This window comes from Streptomyces sp. NBC_01474, from assembly GCF_035918215.1.
Taxonomy (GTDB): Bacteria; Actinomycetota; Actinomycetes; order Streptomycetales; family Streptomycetaceae; genus Streptomyces; species Streptomyces aureus.
Genome location: NZ_CP109449.1, coordinates 162340 through 180017, shown reverse-complemented (window position 1 = coordinate 180017; position 17678 = coordinate 162340). Strand labels below are relative to the sequence as shown.

The 17678-nt window shown below is 68.8% G+C and carries 13 protein-coding genes and 4 pseudogenes; 4 read left to right on the top strand and 13 right to left on the bottom strand.

The annotated features are described in order from the left end of the window. Window positions 1-141: 141 nt before the first annotated feature. The 5 genes and pseudogenes from OG758_RS00895 to OG758_RS00875 form a co-directional block, all read right to left on the bottom strand. Window positions 142-2601: a galactose oxidase-like domain-containing protein gene (locus OG758_RS00895; protein ID WP_442810229.1), complete on the bottom strand. Its 2460-nt coding sequence runs from the start codon at window positions 2599-2601 to the stop codon at window positions 142-144. After that, window positions 2601-3770, bottom strand: a complete 1170-nt coding sequence (locus OG758_RS00890) for a glycosyltransferase family 2 protein (RefSeq protein ID WP_326715757.1) — start codon at window positions 3768-3770, stop codon at window positions 2601-2603. Before OG758_RS00890 ends, OG758_RS00895 begins: the two co-directional genes overlap by 1 nt. Window positions 3771-3811: 41 nt before the next feature. After that, window positions 3812-5473, bottom strand: a complete 1662-nt coding sequence (locus OG758_RS00885; protein ID WP_442810228.1) for an ArnT family glycosyltransferase — start codon at window positions 5471-5473, stop codon at window positions 3812-3814. Next, window positions 5470-6732, bottom strand: a complete 1263-nt coding sequence (locus OG758_RS00880) for a glycosyltransferase (protein WP_326708131.1) — start codon at window positions 6730-6732, stop codon at window positions 5470-5472. The genes OG758_RS00885 and OG758_RS00880 overlap by 4 nt, the downstream gene beginning before the upstream one ends. A gap of 766 nt (window positions 6733-7498) precedes the next feature. Further along, window positions 7499-7639: pseudogene (locus tag OG758_RS00875) on the bottom strand (IS30 family transposase); the annotation flags it as partial. Between the two features lie 126 nt (window positions 7640-7765). Here OG758_RS00875 and OG758_RS00870 point away from each other — a divergent pair. Both OG758_RS00870 and OG758_RS00865 read left to right on the top strand, forming a co-directional pair. Continuing rightward, window positions 7766-8139, top strand: a pseudogene (locus OG758_RS00870) (helix-turn-helix domain-containing protein); the annotation flags it as partial. A gap of 454 nt (window positions 8140-8593) precedes the next feature. Continuing rightward, entirely contained in the window at window positions 8594-9361 is a 768-nt protein-coding gene (locus OG758_RS00865) for a hypothetical protein (protein WP_326708130.1), read from the top strand. Between the two features lie 36 nt (window positions 9362-9397). On the opposite strand, the pseudogene OG758_RS00860 reads toward OG758_RS00865, so the two are convergent. The 3 genes and pseudogenes from OG758_RS00860 to OG758_RS00850 form a co-directional block, all read right to left on the bottom strand. Then, window positions 9398-9517, bottom strand: a pseudogene (locus tag OG758_RS00860) (aldehyde dehydrogenase family protein); the annotation flags it as partial. A gap of 14 nt (window positions 9518-9531) precedes the next feature. After that, the gene (locus OG758_RS00855; protein ID WP_326708129.1) at window positions 9532-9927 is read right to left on the bottom strand and encodes a hypothetical protein; all 396 of its coding nucleotides are present in this window, start codon (window positions 9925-9927) and stop codon (window positions 9532-9534) included. 80 nt (window positions 9928-10007) lie between these two features. Beyond that, the gene (locus tag OG758_RS00850) at window positions 10008-10193 is read right to left on the bottom strand and encodes a hypothetical protein (protein WP_326708128.1); all 186 of its coding nucleotides are present in this window, start codon (window positions 10191-10193) and stop codon (window positions 10008-10010) included. 256 nt (window positions 10194-10449) lie between these two features. Between OG758_RS00850 and OG758_RS00845 the strand changes: the two genes are divergently transcribed. Further along, window positions 10450-11217, top strand: a complete 768-nt coding sequence (locus OG758_RS00845) for a D-Ala-D-Ala carboxypeptidase family metallohydrolase (RefSeq protein ID WP_326708127.1) — start codon at window positions 10450-10452, stop codon at window positions 11215-11217. Between the two features lie 463 nt (window positions 11218-11680). Here OG758_RS00845 and OG758_RS00840 read toward each other — a convergent pair whose 3' ends face one another. Then, window positions 11681-12691 (bottom strand): FG-GAP-like repeat-containing protein, encoded by a 1011-nt coding sequence (locus tag OG758_RS00840; protein ID WP_326708126.1) that lies wholly within the window; start codon window positions 12689-12691, stop codon window positions 11681-11683. Window positions 12692-12938: 247 nt separating this feature from the next. Between OG758_RS00840 and OG758_RS00835 the strand changes: the two are divergent. Continuing rightward, window positions 12939-14003: pseudogene (locus OG758_RS00835) on the top strand (transposase); the annotation flags it as partial. A gap of 675 nt (window positions 14004-14678) precedes the next feature. On the opposite strand, the gene tatC reads toward OG758_RS00835, so the two are convergent. The 4 genes from tatC to OG758_RS00815 form a co-directional block, all read right to left on the bottom strand. Beyond that, on the bottom strand, window positions 14679-15581 hold the full coding sequence (gene tatC / locus OG758_RS00830) for a twin-arginine translocase subunit TatC (RefSeq protein ID WP_384312140.1): 903 nt from the start codon (window positions 15579-15581) through the stop codon (window positions 14679-14681). A 355-nt stretch (window positions 15582-15936) separates the two neighbouring features. Further along, window positions 15937-16218, bottom strand: coding sequence for a Sec-independent protein translocase subunit TatA (tatA, locus tag OG758_RS00825; protein WP_326708123.1), 282 nt, complete (start codon window positions 16216-16218; stop codon window positions 15937-15939). 2 nt (window positions 16219-16220) lie between these two features. Next, the gene (locus OG758_RS00820; protein ID WP_326708122.1) at window positions 16221-17189 is read right to left on the bottom strand and encodes a hypothetical protein; all 969 of its coding nucleotides are present in this window, start codon (window positions 17187-17189) and stop codon (window positions 16221-16223) included. Window positions 17190-17220: 31 nt separating this feature from the next. Beyond that, complete coding sequence (locus OG758_RS00815) at window positions 17221-17637, bottom strand: hypothetical protein (RefSeq protein WP_326708121.1); 417 nt, start codon at window positions 17635-17637, stop codon at window positions 17221-17223. Window positions 17638-17678: the final 41 nt, after the last annotated feature.

The following is a 17678-nucleotide window of genomic DNA, read 5'->3' as shown; positions in this document are numbered from 1 at the left end:
GGAGTGTGAAGCCATTCCGAAGCGCTACGGGGCGCTGCGGCGGAACTGGTCAAGCCTGTCGAGGGTTCGTCTGGCCTACAGGTGTGTGGCGGCTGGTCAAGACGACGAAGCGCCCTACGCTGAGCCGCCGCCGTGCAGCTGTCACCTGGGTGACATGCCGTCGGTACGGTCGCAGGCCATGCCGTTGTGGTTCGGATCGAGCCGCAGCGGGTCGGCGGCACCGTTGACCTTCAACGGCAGCTGGAAATCGTGTCTGCTCAGCCATGTGCAGCGGGCGGCTGCGGTGGCCTTGACGGTGTTCGGGAAGACGGCCGGGACACAGAGGTCGGGGGTGCCGTAGTGGTTGTCGCAGCCGGAGACGCGGACGCCGACCGGGGCCGAGGTGCGCCTCTTCCCTGGCTTTTGGGGCTTGTTCGCCAGGTCCTGTGCGAAGTCGTGGATGTGCGGGGACGGGATGTCCGCGCGGGCCGAAGCCGTGGAGCGCAGGGCGGTGGCGCTTGCCTGGGCGTCCAGGTGGACCCACTTCGCCACCGAGGGCACGCCGTTGGCGTCGACCGCGAGGAGCATGTACCAGCCGGGCGGCGCCACATTGGGGTTGCTGGTGACGTTGAGGTCAATGGTGGTGCCGTTGACGACGGTCAGCGGCAGGTCTACGAAGCGCTGGTTGGGGTCGGAGGAGTGGGTGACCGCGGCCGGGCGGATCAGTTCGGCCCTGGCGATGGTGCGGTCGACGCCGATCCGCTGGCTGCTGCCGTACGTCCAGTGATTGTCGGTGACCGAGGTGATCTGCGGCCGGGGGCCCTTGAAGAGGTACGGCGGCGTGTAGATCGACACATTGTGGTTCCACGTGCCGTTGCCGGGGTTGTCGCCGGTGGCCATGACGCGGCCGTCCGGCAGCAGGAAGGCCGAGGAATGATAGCCGCGGGCCTCGGGGTCGGCGGCGACGGGGGCGAAGGTCTCGGTCTGGGGATCGAAGATCGACGTCTCGTGGACGGGGTCCGCCCGGTTGTGCAGTCCGCCGCCGGTCTCCAGGATCTTGCCGTCGGGCAGGAGGACGGCCGAGACGTACATCTTGCCCTGGGCGCCGGTCTGCGGGACGGTGCCCGTCGGCAGGTCGACGGTGCCCTGGGGCAGCAGCGGTCCCGCGGAGTACGCCGGGTTCGGTTGCTTCAGGTCGATGAGGTCGGTGAGCCGGTTGCCGTCGGGGTTGCTGTCGATGTTGCCGCCGCCGATGGTCAGGACGCGCTGGTCCTGCGCCGGGGGCAGCAGCACGCTGGCTGACTGGTCGCGCTGGTCCTTGTTCTGCAGGCCGTTGATGGGTGTGACGGTGTTGGCATCGTAGTCGTAGACCGCGGAGCCGGTGCCGGGTGTGCCGTTGCCGAAGACATGGCTGCCGGAGTAGAAGAGCCGGCCGTCCTGCATGAGGATCATCGACGGGTACAGCCCCCAGTACGACCAGGTCTGGTTGACCTGCGACAGCGGGAGCCACTTGTTCTGCGCGGCCGACCACTTCTCGGCCGTCACCGAGCCCGTGGAGTCCTCGCGCAGGCCGCCGAAGGACAGTACATCCCCGTTGCCCAGCTCGGTCGCAGAGGGATACCAGTGGCCGTCGTTGAGGTCATTGGTCTGCGTGTAGGTCTCGGTGTCCGGATCGAAGACGTAGCTGTGCCGGTAGCCCTCGTAGCCGTGCGAGCCGTCGGCGGCGGGGTAAGCCTTGTTACCGCTCATGATCAGTACGCGGCCGTCGGACAGCTGGATGTGGCCCGAGCAGAACATGTCGTCGGGGGTGGGGATGACCTTGTAGGTGCCGGCCTCGGGGTCGTAGACGGCTGAAGTGAAGCTGCCGGCCGCGAAGTTGTCGGTGTTGTTGCCGGAGCCCGCGATGAGCAGCACCTTGCCGTTCTTCAGGACCACGGAGTGCATCGAGCGTACCGGGTTCTGCGCGGGCAGGACGTCCCACTTGCCGTCCCGGCACTGCGCGCCGGTGCCCGTGCACACCGGTTCCGGTGGTGTGCCGCCGACGAGTTCGGCGGTGTAGTCGTCGGTGGTGACGCTGCCGGCGCCGTAGACGGACACGCCCCAGGTGAGCTGGTCGGTGCCGGCCGGGACCGGCGGCGTGCGCACCTCGGCCTTGTTCCAGGCGGCGCTGACCGGCGGGTTCATCAGGTCGGTCCAGTACTGCCAGCCGGCCGTGGTGTCGTGCCGGAAGAGGGTGACCGCGGTGTCCGCGGTCGTCGACTTGTACCAGACCGACAGGTCGTACTGCTGTCCCGCCGTCACGTTCGGGGCGCAGTCGGGCGTCTCGGTCATCATCGCCTTGCGGTCGCCGTTCACGCGGCGGGTCAGGGCGACCGTCATCGCCTTGCTTCCGGAGTGCGCGTCGGCGGTGGTGGTAAAGGTGAAGTCGTTGTCTCCCCAGCCGGACTTCTCCCAGCAGGCCGGCATGTCGCCGGTTCCGGCCGTCTCGAAGCCGGGGTTGATGATGAGGCTGGTGCCCGCCTCGGCCGCCTCGGGGGCCGACAGCAGGAGGAAGGGGGCCGCCATGGCTGCGAGGATGAAGGCGGTGGCGGCCGCGAAGGGGCCGCGTGCTCTTCTCGTCATCAGGCCTCCTCGATCTTTCCTCGGCGGCCGGCTTCCGGGCGGCCACGGCGTGGCAGGTAGACCAGCGTCTCGGTGCCCGCGAACCGCAGGAGGAAGGTCACGACCAGGGCGAACGCGGTCGCCGTGAACACCCCCATCCCGAGTCCTCCGACGAACAGCGTGATCAGCGGGATGCGCAGCAGCAGGTCGGCGTTGGCCAGCAGCCCGAACCTGCCCACGCGGTCGGCCCAGTGGCGGTGGCGACGGCGTTCCCGGAACAGCAGCAGTTCGATCAGCAGGAAATTCCACAGCACGCCGAACTGGTTCGCGACGATCTCGGCGGGCACATAGTGCATACCCGCGGACGTGAGCACGGCCAGCACCGCCAGGTTGGGCACGAAGCCGGTGAGCCCGATCAGGCCGAAGACCAGTGCCCGCGCGACCGGCGAAGCGGTGCGTAGCCTCACCAGGTGGGCGAGGAAGCGCATTCCCTCCCGGACGGTCGACTTGGACTCGCCCGCGTAGCGGTCCTGGAAGACGAAAGGCACCTCGGCGACGGGGCGGGGGCGGCTGCGGGCCGCCAGCTCCAGCAGGATCTTGTACCCCAACGGGTGCAGCGCGCCGCTGTCGCGATGGTTGCGCACCGCGTCGCGGCGGATGGCGAAGAAGCCGCTCATCGGGTCGCTGATGCCGTGCAGGGCCCGCGGGAACAAGCCCTTGGTGAGCCAGGTCGCGCCGCGCGAGACCGCGACCCGGTAGGCCCCGGCGAGCCCGGCGCGGCTGCCGCCGCCGGTGTAGCGGCTGGCGACGACCAGGTCGGCGCTCTTGTGGGTGCCGGTCTCGACGAGCGCGGGGACGAGGGACGGCGGATGCTGCAGATCGGCGTCCATCACGACGACCCACTCGGAGTGGGCGGCCCTCAGGCCCTCGACGACGGCGCCGCCGAGTCCGCCGGCCGGGGTGTCGCGGTGGATGACGGTGACAGGGAACGGGCAGTCGCGGGTCGCCGTCTCGGCCACCGCCGGGGTGTCGTCGGTGCTGTCGTCCACGAAGACGACTTCGCAGCCGGGCAGCCGATCAGGGAGGGAATCGGCCAGCCGGGCGAGGAGTTCGCGGATGTTGTCGGGCTCGTTGAAGGTGGGGATGACCACGGTGACGGAGCCGTGCGCGGTGGGCGCTCCGGCGTGCAGATCGGGGGCGTTGGCCTCTTCCGTACCGCTACTGAGCACGGTCACTTGGTTCCTCCAGCGATGCGGCGGATCTCGATACGGTCGGCGCCCTCGCCGAAGACCGCGACCGGGGTGGAGTGCTGCAGTGCCGCCTTGACGGTCGGCAGGTCAACGGCGTCCCGGCGCACCGTAGGGGAGGCGACCACGTAGTCGATGTCCCGCCAGCCGTTCGGCAGCGTCCTGGCGACAGCGGGGTCGAGGTCGGCCTTGTAGAACCAGATGGCGCCGTCACCGGGGCGGTATCCGGCGTGGACGAGGTCGAGCCACAGGGCGTCGTCGACCAGCGCCCGCGTGCGGCCCGGGTCCGCCACGTCGTCCCGTATCCAGGCGGCGGCCGCCCGGTAGGGCGCGTTGGCGTCGGCGGTCAGGGCGGTGCGGTCGCCGTCGTACCAGTGCGATACGACCAGGACGGCGACGGTCGCGCCCAGGGCGGCGAGCAGCGTCCCGCGGGCGTACCGGAAGGCCCGGGCGCCGCGCCGGGCGCCGTGCCGGGCGCCGCGCCGGGCGCCGCGAAGCAACACCGCGTGGGCGACGCTCGAGGCGGTCCCGGCGACGATCAGGGCGAGAAAGGGCAGCACCTGGATCACGTACATGGCGGGCAGATAGCCCGACGGACGCATGGCGACCAGAGCGAGGGTCGCCACGGCGAGAGCGGGACCGGCCAGCGCCCTGGCCGTCACCGACCAGCGCAGGACACCCAGCAGCAGCACAGCGCCGGCAAGCCCGCCGAGCGGAAGCACTGTGTCGTAGTAGAGCCACGACTCGAAGACGGCGTGCGAGTTGGTGCCCTTGGCGAGGATGAAGCCCGAGCCCTCACGGCTCATCTGAAATCTGATCCCGTCGATCAGCGAGACGTGCCCCCGGCCCGGGAACAGTTCATGGTTGAGCAGGGCATAGAGCGGATAACCCAGCCCGGTCAGCCCGCACGCGGCCACCGCGCCGGTCACCGCGAACTTTCGGGTGTCACGGTGGCTGTGCTGCCACATCGTCACCAGCAGCGCCGGCAGCACGACCAGCATCGTCTCCTTGCTCAGGACGCTGGTGGCGGCGGCCAACCCGGCCCCGAAGTGGTGCCACAGATGGTGGCGGGGGGACGCGGCCAGGCAGAACGCCAGCAGCATCCACATCACCGCGATGTTGTCGAGGAAGATCTCCCGCTGCAGCGCGACCGCCAGCGGCGACAGCCCGAACAATGCCATGCCGAGCCCGGCCGCCCAGCGCGGCAGGCCAAGCCGTCGTGCCAGCACGTACAGCAGCACCGCACTGATCCCGCCGACCAGCAGCATCGCGTAACGCATCGTCGCCAGCGTCATGGCATCCTGGTCGATCAGCGAGGCTGGCCATGTGATGAGCGCGATCTGGATCCAGCCGACCGGCGGGTGGTCGTACCAGTACGTGTAGTGGGCCAGCCCCCTGCCCTGCTGGACCGACCAGGCCTGCGCGAGGTACGTGCCCTCGTCGTCGCTGAAGGTCGGGAAGCGCGTGATGTTCCAGCCCTGGACGGTCAGGATCACCGTCAACAGGACGCCGCACAGGAGAAGATCCGGGCCAGAGGTGCGGAGGCGGAATCGTGGAGCGGGGCTCTTCGCGAGGGGGTGTGCTTCGGTACGCGGCGCGGGGACAGTCTCAGTGGGCCGAGTAGCGGTGAGCCTGGTGACGGTCACCGGCGCACGTCCTTTCCGGTCGCCTCGGCGAGGTGGGCGCCAACATGGCGGGTCAGCTCCCAGTCGTTGCGGCCGCGCTGCTCGCGCCACACCGCGCGGGTGGCGGCTCCGGCCAGGAGGAGCTGGTAGAAGGGACCGCCCACGATGAGCTTGACGTAGTGCACCAGGCGCACCCGCAGGGCGTACTGACGGCCGAAGTCGTGCAGGCCCACGATCTCGAAGACGAAGGTGACGGTGGTGGTCAGCGCGGGCAAGAAGGTGACGACCGTGATGCCGACCGGGACGTCGACGAAGAGCGCCACCCAGATGTTGATCGGGATGATCACCCCGGTGAACGCCTGGAAGAACGGCGTCATGAGGGTGTAGCGGGCGAGCATCCGCTGCCCCAGGGTGGGCAGTTGCTTCCAGTCCTTCTTTCGGTAGACCTGAAGGAAGCCCTGGTTCCAGCGGGTCCGCTGCTTGAGCAGGCTCACCAGCGTGCCAGGTGTCTCCTCGCGGGTGACCATCTCGGCGTCGTACGCGACGACCACGCGCTTGCCTTTGCTGGACAGCCGCACTCCGAGGTCGCAGTCCTCGGCGAGGCAGTTCCCGTCCCAGCCGCCCGCCTCCCGCAGCACGTCGGTGCGGATGAATACGGTGTTGCCGCCGAGCGGGATGAAGCCCTTGAGCGCGTGCAGGTGCAGCCGGCTGCGGAACCAGAAGAAGTACTCCAGGCAGTTGCGCAGGCTGTACCAGCTGGAGTGGAAGTTGATCAGCTGGACACCGCCCTGTACGACATCAGCCCCAGTGGAGCGGAAGGCGTGGTCCACATGGGTCAGGAGGGCGGGGTGGACCTGGTCCTCGGCGTCGAAGACCCCGACGACTTCGCCGGAGCAGTGGAGCAGCGCGGTGTTGAGGGCCTTGGGCTTGTTCTTCGACTCGTTGGTGTCGACCACCACCCGTACCCGGTCGGGCGCGGACGCCGCGACCCGCTCGGCCACTTCGGCGGTGCCGGGGTCGTCGTGGCCGACGATGATGATGATCTCGTAGTCCCCGTGCGCAGATTGCAGCAGGCCGTTGACGGTGTGTTCGAGGACCGCCTGCTCGTGCCTCGCGGGCACCAGAAGGGAGAACGAGAGACAAGCGTCCCCGTCGGGCCGTGCGAAACGGGTGGCCGCCAGCGTCGCGGGCGTACGCCATGCATGCATCTGCCACCAAAGGGTGAACGCCGCCGTCCAGAACAGCGTCAGCGAGGTGACGGTGATGAGCGCCGAGAGCAAGTGGAACTCCTCAGACGGGCCGTGGAACAACACAGCTGTGAATGGATCCCTGTGGGGTGGTGTCGGTCGCGGACTCGGCGGCGAGAAATCGGGGCATGCTCTCGTTTCCGGGCGCATGCGCGGGCCCCGGGCGCGTACCTGCGAAATACGGGAGTTCGCATGTCACCGCGGATTTGGTGTGCGGAAGTGGTCCTGCGTACGCGGCTGAATCGCCGGGCGCACCGCTTTACCGGACGGAAACCGAGACGTACAGCGAAGAGAATCGGCTCGGTGTGCCGGTGGTGGTGCGATGAGCTGCGTCACCTGCGCCGCGGGCCGAGCGGATCCGAGTGCCCCGCGCCCTGCAACTGGCCTGGTACTGCAACCGGAAGCGGCCTTGCCCTTAGTCAGACAGCGTGCATAGACGAGGGCTCGTTGCGACGGCGCCCTCCGCGACAACCTGGCGCATGTCCGGCGGTTTCCTCCGCCCTCTGCCCAGACCTCGAGGCCGGCAGCAGTCCCACGGACTCCCTGCCGAGTTCATGCGCGTCGAGCATGGTGGTTCCATTTCGTGACGGGCGCAGGAAGACGTACTCGGGGTACACGAAACCCCGTCCATTGCCATTGGGCGATTCGTCCGACGAGATTGGACGCTAATTGCTGTGCGTATTGACATGCAAGCCGCCCCTGCGGGAGGTTTCCGCGTCGATTTCACGGAACGGAGAAACCCGCAGGTGAGCGGCTCATGGGCATGGCACGGCCACGGTGGACGCAGATCGGCGGTCACCCGTACGTACGAGTCAGCCCGGCCGACTGTGCCCCGTTGCCAGGGGCTGTGCGGGTCGACGAAGTAGACCTGCAGGCCGGTGTCGATGCGGAGTTGGGCATGCTGGGCCAGCTCTTTACCGCGGTCCCAAGTCAGCGAGCGGCTCGTCGCGCCGTTGGCCGGTCGCGGATTCCGGGCGGGTTCGTTAGTCGTAGTAGCCGGATCTGGATACGCTGCGGGTGGGAGCCTGCGTTCCGAGCCCCCGACAGTGGCTGGGATGCTGCACGGGTGATCACCTCGCCGCTGTTCCGGGCCACCCGTGCGCTGCCGTCGCTGATACCGCGCCGCCGCTGGAGCAGCGTCTTCCCCGTCACGCCAGGGGCGCTACTGGCCTGGCACCGAAGGCTGATCGCCAGAAAGCCAGAGAGGGGGACTACTCCGGCCGACGCCGCCACACCGGTAGACCGCCCACCGCTGCCGCGCTCAAGAAGCCGGTCCTGCGCCTGGCGCACGACAATCCCCGGTGGGGGCATCGCCGGATCCACGGCGAACTGTCCAGGCCGGGACACCCGATCGCATCCTCAACCGTGTGGCAGATCCTGCACGCTGCCGGCATCGGCCCGGCCCCGCGTCGCTCCTGTTCGAGCCGGCGCGAGTTCCTCCACCGTCTACCTGCGCGAAGACGTCGTATGCCGGGCCCTGGACCAGTGGATCGCCCGAGCCTTCGCCCCCGTCCAGGCGCTCAGCCTCGCAAGCACCACAGCAAGCACCGCCCAGACTCGCACCCCCGAGCAGACCCAGGCACGCCAGGCGATCAAGGACTGCGAGCGACGGCTTGCCCGCTACCAAGTAGCCCTCGATGCCGGAGCCGACCCAGCCGTCGCCACCCAGTGGATCAACGACGCACAAGGGGACAGGGAAGAAGGAAGGGTCTGCTGCAGGGTTGGGTGACAGGTTGGGTCACGCAGCCCGGAGGGCTGGTGTGGTCATGGCCTTCCAGAAGGGGAGGGGGCGGCCTGGACAGCATGGCTGGCTAGGCTGCCCCTCCTGAATGTTTGCCACAGCGGCGGCGTGCGGCAGTGCCGGGCGCGCCAAGAGACGGGGGACGGAAGACGCATGGCAGATCGCCAGACAGTCCAGTTGTTCGACCACATGCGCAGGGGCATGCCGTTCGAGTTCACGACCAAGATGTCGATGATGAAGCGGCTCGCGACGCTGGTGTCCACCGCCGAGCTCTTCGGCTACCAGTACGCCGGAGCCCGGCAGGAGATCTTCTCCATCAAACTGCGCTTCATGCCCGACCCGAGCCCGCAGGCGCAGGCACGCGCCGCGCAGTACTGGCCGTACGCGCCGCAGATGCCCGGGATCCCGCCGCAGATGCTGGAACTCAACAAGAAGCGGGTTCTGTTCGACCTGACCGGCAAGTCCGCGCTGCTGAAGCGGCTGCCGGTCGTGGGGGTGGTCCTCTTCATGGCGCTCCTGCGCTCGCTCAGCTTCCTGGGCGACTCCATGGGTCTCGCCCTCGGCTACTTGTGCGGCATGGTCGTCCTGGTCGGCGTCGGCGTCTGGGTCAACTTCCTGCGCCACAAGAAGGCCGGCGTGTATCTCCAGACAGCGGGATTCGTGCGCCACGAGCCGTCCCCCGGCCAGGTCTTCTACCTCCCGCCGGGCTCTCAGCAGCAGTACGGGCAGCCGCAGCCTGCGCAGTACGGCCAGCCGCCGCAGCAGTACGGGCAGCAGACACCCGGATACGGGCAGCAGACACCCAGGTACGGCGGCCAGGCCCAGCCCCAGCAGCCCCCGTACGGCGCACCGCAGCACCAGCAACAGCCCCCGCAGTACGGGCAGCAGCAACCGTCTCAGTACCGCCAGCCGCCGCAGTAGGAGGAGGATGATGATGAGAGGCAGGTGTGGCGCCGGTCACCCCTGCCAGACGATCGGCTGGAGGTCGCTGTAGGCATGCAGCGCGTACGAGCCCACGTCCCGGCCCACCCCGCTCTGCTTGAACCCGCCGAACGGAGCCTCCATGTTCCGGCCTACCGCCGGCCTGCGCGTCACGCAGGCTCGGACAGCAGAGCATGGTTCCACTCCGGGGCCGGCTTCTGCGCGGCCGCCGGATCGGCGAGCACCGACAGAATCTGCTGGTACTCCGCCGCGAGGACCTGCGCCCCCGTGCCCTCAATCCGCTCGGGCACCACGGAACCGGCCACGGCACCGGGCGCAGGGCCCGCCCCCGCGGAGCCGTCCCGGGACAGCACCTCCGCAACCGTCGCCCGGGCGTCGGTCAACCGCGACAACTCCGCCTGAGTCGACCCGAGCGCGGCCTGCACCCGCTCGGCCTCCTCCCGCAGCCGGACCACCACCTCCCGGACGTTCCCCTCCCGGGTCTCCAGCAATCCGAGCACCGACGGCATAGCCACCTCCGCGAACGACACGAGCAGACGAACCACCCGAACCAACGTGCCAGAGAAGGAAGTTCACGCGCCATCAGCCAGAATCTAAAGATCACGTTCGGAAAGCGGATGGAGTCTCAGCGGGTGGTGCGGGTGGTGCGGGTGGTGCGGGTGGGGAACCGGCGGGCGGCCCAATGCCGCAGCTGGTCGAAGCGGGTGGGGTGGGTGTGCCGCCAGGCGGTGGGGAACACGCCGTGCGTCGTGGGGAGGGACTGGGCCGCGCCGCAGGTGCACGTCCAGTCGTACGGCTCGGGGGGCGTCACGGGTGGAACGGGAAGGCCAACGCCAACGACCTGGGAATACCCGCTCCTTGATCGCGATGTCGGCGAAGACCAAGGTCCAAGGCGGACCGAGCTGTCCTGGACGGTCCGATGCCCGTACTCATCGCTCCGGTGGGTGCCGGCATCCCGAGGGGTTGGGGGCGGATTCTGCACTCTTCCCTTTGGTTTCCATGTCCATGACACTGGCATCCATCAGCACGCACCAACACTGCTGCGACAGGTCCGTGAAAGGACGACGATGGCTTCCGCGTTCCTCTCTTCTTCCGCTCCGCGCCCGTTCGACCGCCGTACGGCACTGCGCGGGACGCTGGCCGCCGGCATCGGCGTCGTACTGGGCCCCGTTCTGGTGACGGGTGCCGCGCAGGCCTACTCCTGGTCGCGAACCCTGAGCCAGGGGGCCACCGGCGCCGACGTGACCGAGCTGCAGATCAGAGTTGCTGGGTGGGCCGCGGACAGCGCGAGCCAGAGCCGTGTGGCCGTGGACGGCGACTTCGGCTCCGGCACCGCAGCGGCGGTGCGCCGCTTCCAGGCCGCCTACGGACTCGCCGCCGACGGCAGCGCCGGGCCCGCGACCCAGGCACAGCTCAACGCACTTGAGCAGTCGGACAGTTCGACCGCGCATTTCGACTTCAGCGAGTTCACCGACCGGATCAGCGGCACCTTCTCGGGCGGCAAACTGAGCGCGACCGACGTCAAGGAGAACGTCCGCCGTGCCATGTACAAGCTGGAGGCGCTGCGCAAGAAGCTCGGCAACGTTCCGATCACGGTCAATTCCGGTTTCCGCAGCATCGCGCACAACGCCGACGTCGGCGGCGCCAGCGACAGCATGCATCTCTACGGCACGGCAGCCGACCTCGCCGTCTCCGGGGTGTCCAACAAGACCGTCTACCAGAGAGCGGAGACCTGCGGTTTCTCGGGCCTGGAGACGTACACCGCGGACCACCAGCACGTCGACAGTCGGGCGGACCTAGGCCGGGCGTGGTGGTGGGAGAACGGCACCGTTTAGCCTTACTGTCGACCCCACCGGGAAATGATCTTGCTGGGGTCGACAGCCAAGCCGAGTCGGCCCTCCCCGCCACCTGGGGTCGCGTCCCGCCAACTGCGCGGCCACATCTCGTATCGGGCCGGACCCGGCAGACGGGGCGCGACCGGTTGCGGCGGCAATGTTGTGCCGGCCAGCCAGTCGCATCAGGCCGATGGTGAGGTTGCCCGGGGTGGCCATGAGGCGAGACGCTGCGCCGGTGCGGATCCGGGAGCTGTCTTTGCCGTCGGTGACGTCTCGCACGTGTGGAGAGATTCCACAGACCAGTGGTCCGGGACGAGTTCGGCCAGACGCGCAGGGCCTGCCTGCTCTGGGGTGAGGCTGGTCGGGCTCCCGTAGTCAGGACACTGCCGACCCGGGCGAATGCCTTGGCCATCGGGTCTGGTGGACGCTTCTCGGGGACTCGTGCTGCCTGGCCAGTACCCGCCTACGGCTTGTGAGAAGAGAGGCCGCCGCGCTGTCCGTACAGGACCTGGTGGCCGTCACCCTCGATGGTGACCACCACGTCGGGGTGGCCGTCATCGTCCAGGTCTGATGTGGTCAGGCTCTCGGGGTAGCCCGGGCCAGAGGGGTCGGTGCCGGAGCCGCTGAGGCCTTGGGTGCGGCTGCCGTTGAACATGATCAGGCGCTTCTGCTCGTTGTCGTAGTTGAGGATGGCGACCAGGTCGTCTGCGCCGTCGTCGTTGAAGTCGCCTGCCACCGGGGTGTCGAGCCAGGCGGTGTCGGAGATCCGCGGGCCGAAGTGGGACGAGCCCGCTGCCCGGCCGGAACGCTCGAACGGTCCGTAGAGCACCCTGTCGTAGATGCGGGGGTGGCTGCCGGCCGACTCGCCCGCGACCGCCGGGGACACCAGGTCCGGGTGGCCGTCCGCGTTGAAGTCGCCGATGGCCATGAAGGCGAAGCCGTTGTAGGCGGCGGCCGATCCGCGGTCCATGAGGGTGCCGCCCCGCAGGCCGTGCCGACTGCCCCAAAGGATCATGGAACGCCCGGCGCCGCGCTGCCGGTCCCAGCTTTCGCCCGGTGCGTTGACGACCAGATCGGTGCAGCCGTCGCCGTCGAGGTCCCCCGTCAGTATGCCGGCCCCGAAGCGGTCGTCCGGTTCGGCCTGCTCGGGCAGGCCGTTGTGGCCCTCCCACAGTGTCCACTGCTGCCGTCTGCCGCTGCCGTTGCTGCTGTCGTCCGTCTTCTTGGAGGAAGAACCGTAGGTGACGGTGACGGTACCGGCCTCTTGCGCGTCCTCGACTGTGGCGTCGGGGTGTCCATTGACCTTGTCCCGTACGCCGTCCCCGTTGAAGTCGGCGAAGCCCGGTGCAAGGGCGGACGTGGTGACCTTTGGGCGGGGGACGCCTGAAGGCTGGCCACCTCCGTCAGCGCATCCGGCCGTGGTGCCGACCGTGAGGACCACCACGACGGCCAGTATTCCCGCTGTCGCCCGCATCAGTTTCGCTCCTCCGCGTGACCTATAGACAGGACGCTATCTGACGTGGAGGCGCCCCCGCCGCCCGCCAGGTCAGCGGCGACCTCCGGGTGCATTCGACCGTGCACTGCCCCGACCTCGGCCTTCAGCAGGATCTAGCGCGGAACCCTGGGCGTTCACGACTCCGTTGGGAAACTCGTGATTCGGGCAGTGCTGTGTCGTTTGTCTTGTTGATGGCTATGGTCGTTGGCGGGGTGGGGAGAGCGGGATGTCGCTGGAATCGCGGTCGGACGATGGGGTGCCTGAGCTGACGGCCCGGGTGGTGCGGGCCTCGTTCCCCAAGGGGATTTTGGCTATCCGGATCCGGGAAGTCCTCGGCACGCTGTTCACGGACGAGGATTTCGCCGGGGCCTTTCCTGATCGGGGTCGGCCCGCGATCTCGCCGGGGGCTCTGGCGCTGGTGTCGGTGCTGCAGTATGCCGAGGGACTGTCCGACCGGCAGGCCGCTGACCAGGTGCGAGCCAGGATGGACTGGAAGTTTTTGCTGGGGTTGGAGTTGGATGATCCGGGGTTCGACTTCACCGTTCTGGGGGACTTCCGCTCCCGTTTGATCACGCATGGGTTGGAGGAGCGGGTCCTGGAGGTGGTGCTGGCCCGGTTGTCGGACGCCGGGCTGCTGCGGGCGGGCGGCCGGCAGCGCACCGACTCCACGCACGTGCTGGCCGCGGTGCGCACGCTGAACCGGATGGAGTTCGTCGGCGAGACTCTGCGGGCGGCGCTGGAGGTGCTGGCGGCTGCCGCTCCCAACTGGCTGACGCCGTTGATCAGCCCAGCGTGGGTGGAGCGCTACGGGGCCAAGGTCGACAACTACCGTTTCCCGAAAGGGGAGAACGTCCGCCGGGAATGGGCCGAGCAGGTCGGGCGGGACGGGTTCGCTCTCCTGGACGCTATCGACGACACGGCGGCTCCCGTCTGGCTGCGCGAGGTCCCCGCGGTCCGGGTCATGCGCCGGGCCTGGGCAGAGCAGTATCACCGGGACGGGCAGGGGGTGCGTTGGCGGGAGGGCAAGGACCTCCCGCCGGCCAGAGACAGGCTGTCCTCGCCGTATGACATGGACGTCCACTACGGCATCAAACGCGGCTCGGGCTGGTGCGGATACAAAGTCCACCTGAGCGAGACCTGCGAGCCGGACGCACCGCACCTGATCACGAACGTGGAGACCACGAACGCCACCGTCAACGACACCGAGGTCACCGCGACCATCCATCAGCATCTGGCCAGGCGGGAGTTGACGCCGCACGAGCATGTGGTGGACGCCGGATACGTCACCGCGCCTTTCCCTCAACGCCTCCCTGGGCCAACCGCCTTGCTGCGCAGCCAGGTTGGTAAGGACTCAGTGACCTACGCCATTTCGTCGGCATGGGGGAGTGTAATGGCGTGGGAGCCGTTGCTGATCTCGGTGGCGGTCGCGCCGATCTGCTTGGCTGCGGCACGCTCAGCGTCGGGGTTGATGGCGTGGTCGGCGCCGGCGACGACGCACCAGCTCGGGAGCTTCTTCCGGCCCGGCTCGATGGCTGGTCCGCGAGGAACGCCTTGTTGAGTTCGTTGGGGTGTGTCCACCCGATGTTGTGGGAGCCGCCTTCGGCGCTGATGAGGTTGATGTCCTTGACGAGTCCCGGCAGTCGTGCGGCGGTGACGCTCAAGGGCGGGGTCCGGTCCTCGGTGGCGTGGGTCACGAGCATCGGGATGTCAATGGCGGGCAGGTCGGTGCGAGGGAGCCGAACCTGTCGGCCAGGTTCCTCCTGGCAGTCCTGCGACAACTCGGCGCGCAGCCCCACTCGGGATTCCGCGGAAGGATGCGCCTCTCGCAGTCTCCCTGAAGCAAGGAAGAAGAGAGTGGGGGCGGGCTGGGCAGCGCTCGGCGCGGTGGGGATCGGGCGGCCTGGAGCTGGTGTTGCGCGTCGGCGGGGCCTCCGCGGTCCGTGCCCTAGTGAAGGCCCCCCTCAGATCACGTCGTCTTACCCGGCGCACGGGCGTCGTCAGTGTCCGGCTGCGCGGGCAGGGCCTGGCTGGCGGACACCGATTCCACTTCGCCGATGTCCTGCGGCCTGAGGTCGAGGTCGGAGGTCTCGTCGTCGCCGGGTCTCTCTGCCTCTCTTCGGGCCTTGCGCCGGTCATTGAGAAGCGAGAAGACAACGGCGGAGAAATAGAGCATCCATATCGGCGCGGCCAGCGCCAGCATGGTCAGCGGGTCCGTGCTCGGCGTCGCCACAGCCGAAAAAACCGTGATCCCCACGATCATGCCGCGCCACCAGCCAAGCATCCGCTGGCCGGACAGCGCTCCGGTGAGGTTCAGCATCACCAGCAGCAGTGGCATCTCGAAGGAGAGGCCAAAGACGACCACCATGCGGGTGACGAGGTCGAGCAGATCGTCCAGCGGCAGCAGGTTGTCCACCCCGTGCGGGGTGAAGTCGATCAACACCCTCGCGGTCTTGGGGAGCACCTTGTAGGCGAAAAAGGCGCCGCCGAAGAACAGCGGGACTCCCGCGCCGACGAACGCGTAGGCATATTTCCGCTCGTGCTTGTGCAGGCCGGGGGCAACGAACGCCCATAGCTGGTATAGCCATACCGGCGAGGCCAGCACGACGCCAGCCATCAGGGACACCTTCAGCGCCAGGGTGAAGGGCGCGAGCAGACCGTTGATCGTGATCCGCGCGCAGGTGGTGTCCGCGGTCTGTCTGGACAGAGCGGCGAAGGACGTCGGGCAGCCGACCGAGTCCAGCACCGGCCTGGTGAAGAGGTTGATGATGCCCTTGTAGTAGAAGGCCGCGGCGATCGTGACGGCCAGGATGGCGAGGAGGGCCTTGGCGAGCCGGTTGCGGAGCTCACGAAGGTGCTGCGCGAGCGGCATCCGCCCCTCGGGATGCTTCTCCTTGTTGCGGGCTGACTGGGGCACGCCACGTCCTCATCTCGTGCGGCAGACCGGAAACTACCGGCCTGTGTCAGTACTTGATCGTCTCCGTCACCCGGTGGGGCGCGAGCTCGCCACGGCGCTGGTTGCGGCCGGTAGCGCGTCCAGGAGGCAGTTGGTCCAGGTCGGCACCGCTTACCGCGAGCTGACCTGCCCTGCCCAGCCCGAGGGTGGGAGGCCCACGAAGGTCCTCAGACCGTCCACTGTTACGCACTGTGCGCTCGGGCCGGGAAGCAGCGCTGCTCCGGCCAAGACACCGGCGTGAGTGGGATGAGCCAGGGGCGCAGGACCGGGCTCAGTCTCCGTGACTGGTCGTGCTGTCCGTGGGCGCGGTGCGTGCGGTGGCGGTGTCTCCGGGAGCGCCCGAGATCGTCCCCGGTCCCGGTGCAGGCTCGGGCTCGGGGCGTGGCTCGTTTGAGGCGACGTCGCCCTTCATGGCCTCGGTCTCGCTCTTGAGGATCCGCATGGACTTGCCCAGCGCCCGGGCCGTGTCGGGTAGTTTCTTCGAGCCGAAGATCAAAACCACCACCGTGACCAGGATCAGCAGGTGCCAGGGCTCCAGCGCATTGCGGAACATCGTCACATCACCCCTTCGAACACGTCGGCCCTCATACCTGCCTCGGCGATCCGTGCCGCTTGTTGCTGCGCGGCAGCGGTGGGAGCGGGAGCGCCCGCGGCGCCTCGTGTCTTGCCGCCCCGAGCATGCCCCCAGCGCTCTCCGGGCGCGCACAGAACCTCGGCCGCTGCCCTAAGAGGCGTCCCGCCCACGACCGGGCCTTGCGGAAGGTTGACGCGGCGGGAGGCGCACACCTTGGGCCGCGGACGACGGCCCGCTGCCGCCGGCGGGAGCGTCCAGCACGGTTGCCCGTACAGCGATACGGCGAAGAGCTCCCCTTCCGTGTCCCGGCCGCAGTCGGCCGGGACACCACTCTGCTGGACGCGGTCGATGTCCATGCCCCGATAAAGCTCTACACCGACGGATGGCCGGCATTCGTCGTCGCAGAAGGGGATCCGCAAAAGGCGGCCGGACAAGCCGGCGTCCGTGCCCGCGCCCGCGGTCTCGTACGCGGGCGCCTGGGAGGAGGTATCCCGGTGCACTTGGCAGGGCGGTTTCGCCGGTGTCCGCCGACCGCGCCATCGGGAGATTCCCAAGGCGTCGTCCAGCCAGGCATCGCAAGTGAATTCGTCGCCCGCCGCCGCAACCACGGGGAGCTCGACCGGCAACAGGCGTATGACGAGGCGCAGTTCGCCGCCTGTGACCTGCATGGCCACCTGCGCCGACTGCCCGGCCCTCGGAGCGTGCGGGGGTGTTTGGGTCGGATGGACGCCCAGCCGCTGCCTTGGGGAGCAACCACGTTCGGGCACCTGGAACAGCCGATGGGTCTTCGCGTTCGGCCACGGTGCGTTCTTCGGCTTTCCCTGGGGTGACCGTTCCTGTCGCCGACCGGCGCGATGTTCACGCATGGCTGTCGGGCATGTGAGGCGAGGCGAGTGGAGTGGGCCGGCTGCCGCGGGGGCGTGCCGGGTGTCGATGTCCTTGCGGGTCATGTGTCCTTCTCCTTGTCGGATCGAGGTCGATTCAGATTCCGGGGCGCCCGGCAGCCGTCCAGGCGGCGTACTCCTGGCGGACGTAGAGGCGGTGGCCGGGGGCGAGCGTGATCGCGTCGGGGTGGTGCGGGCCGGCCACCAGATCGGGATGGCGACGGTCGTGCTGGACGAGTTGCTCGGCGGTTTCTGTGGCGGCTGCGACCGGGCCGGGGCCGGGGCCGTCGAGGGCCATCCGGTCGATGAGGGCCGCCCGTCGTAGCAGCCAGGCGCGTTCGGCGGCCGTCGCGTCGACCAGGGGGCCGGTGTCGGGCCCGGCCTGGCGGCCTTCGCGTTCGGCTCCGAGAGCGAGCACTTGGTGCATCTCGCGGCGCAGGTCTGGCGCATTCGCGTACGCCTCGTGCGGGGGCGGGGCGCCGATGGCCTCACCGCTGTTCGGAGTGACGTGCATACTCACACCTCCGCCGGCCCTGGCAACGGGCCGCAGTTCGT

Excerpts from the sequence above, each read along its gene's own strand:
- OG758_RS00865 (WP_326708130.1), top strand. The coding sequence starts at position 8,594 with ATGGCAGATCGCCAGACAGTCCAGTTGTTCGACCACATGCGCAGGGGC.
- OG758_RS00895 (WP_442810229.1), bottom strand. The coding sequence starts at position 2,601 with ATGACGAGAAGAGCACGCGGCCCCTTCGCGGCCGCCACCGCCTTCATC.
- OG758_RS00845 (WP_326708127.1), top strand. The coding sequence starts at position 10,450 with ATGGCTTCCGCGTTCCTCTCTTCTTCCGCTCCGCGCCCGTTCGACCGC.
- OG758_RS00820 (WP_326708122.1), bottom strand. The coding sequence starts at position 17,189 with ATGACCCGCAAGGACATCGACACCCGGCACGCCCCCGCGGCAGCCGGC.
- OG758_RS00840 (WP_326708126.1), bottom strand. The coding sequence starts at position 12,691 with ATGCGGGCGACAGCGGGAATACTGGCCGTCGTGGTGGTCCTCACGGTC.
- tatA (WP_326708123.1), bottom strand. The coding sequence starts at position 16,218 with ATGTTCCGCAATGCGCTGGAGCCCTGGCACCTGCTGATCCTGGTCACG.
- OG758_RS00815 (WP_326708121.1), bottom strand. The coding sequence starts at position 17,637 with ATGCACGTCACTCCGAACAGCGGTGAGGCCATCGGCGCCCCGCCCCCG.
- tatC (WP_384312140.1), bottom strand. The coding sequence starts at position 15,581 with ATGCCGCTCGCGCAGCACCTTCGTGAGCTCCGCAACCGGCTCGCCAAG.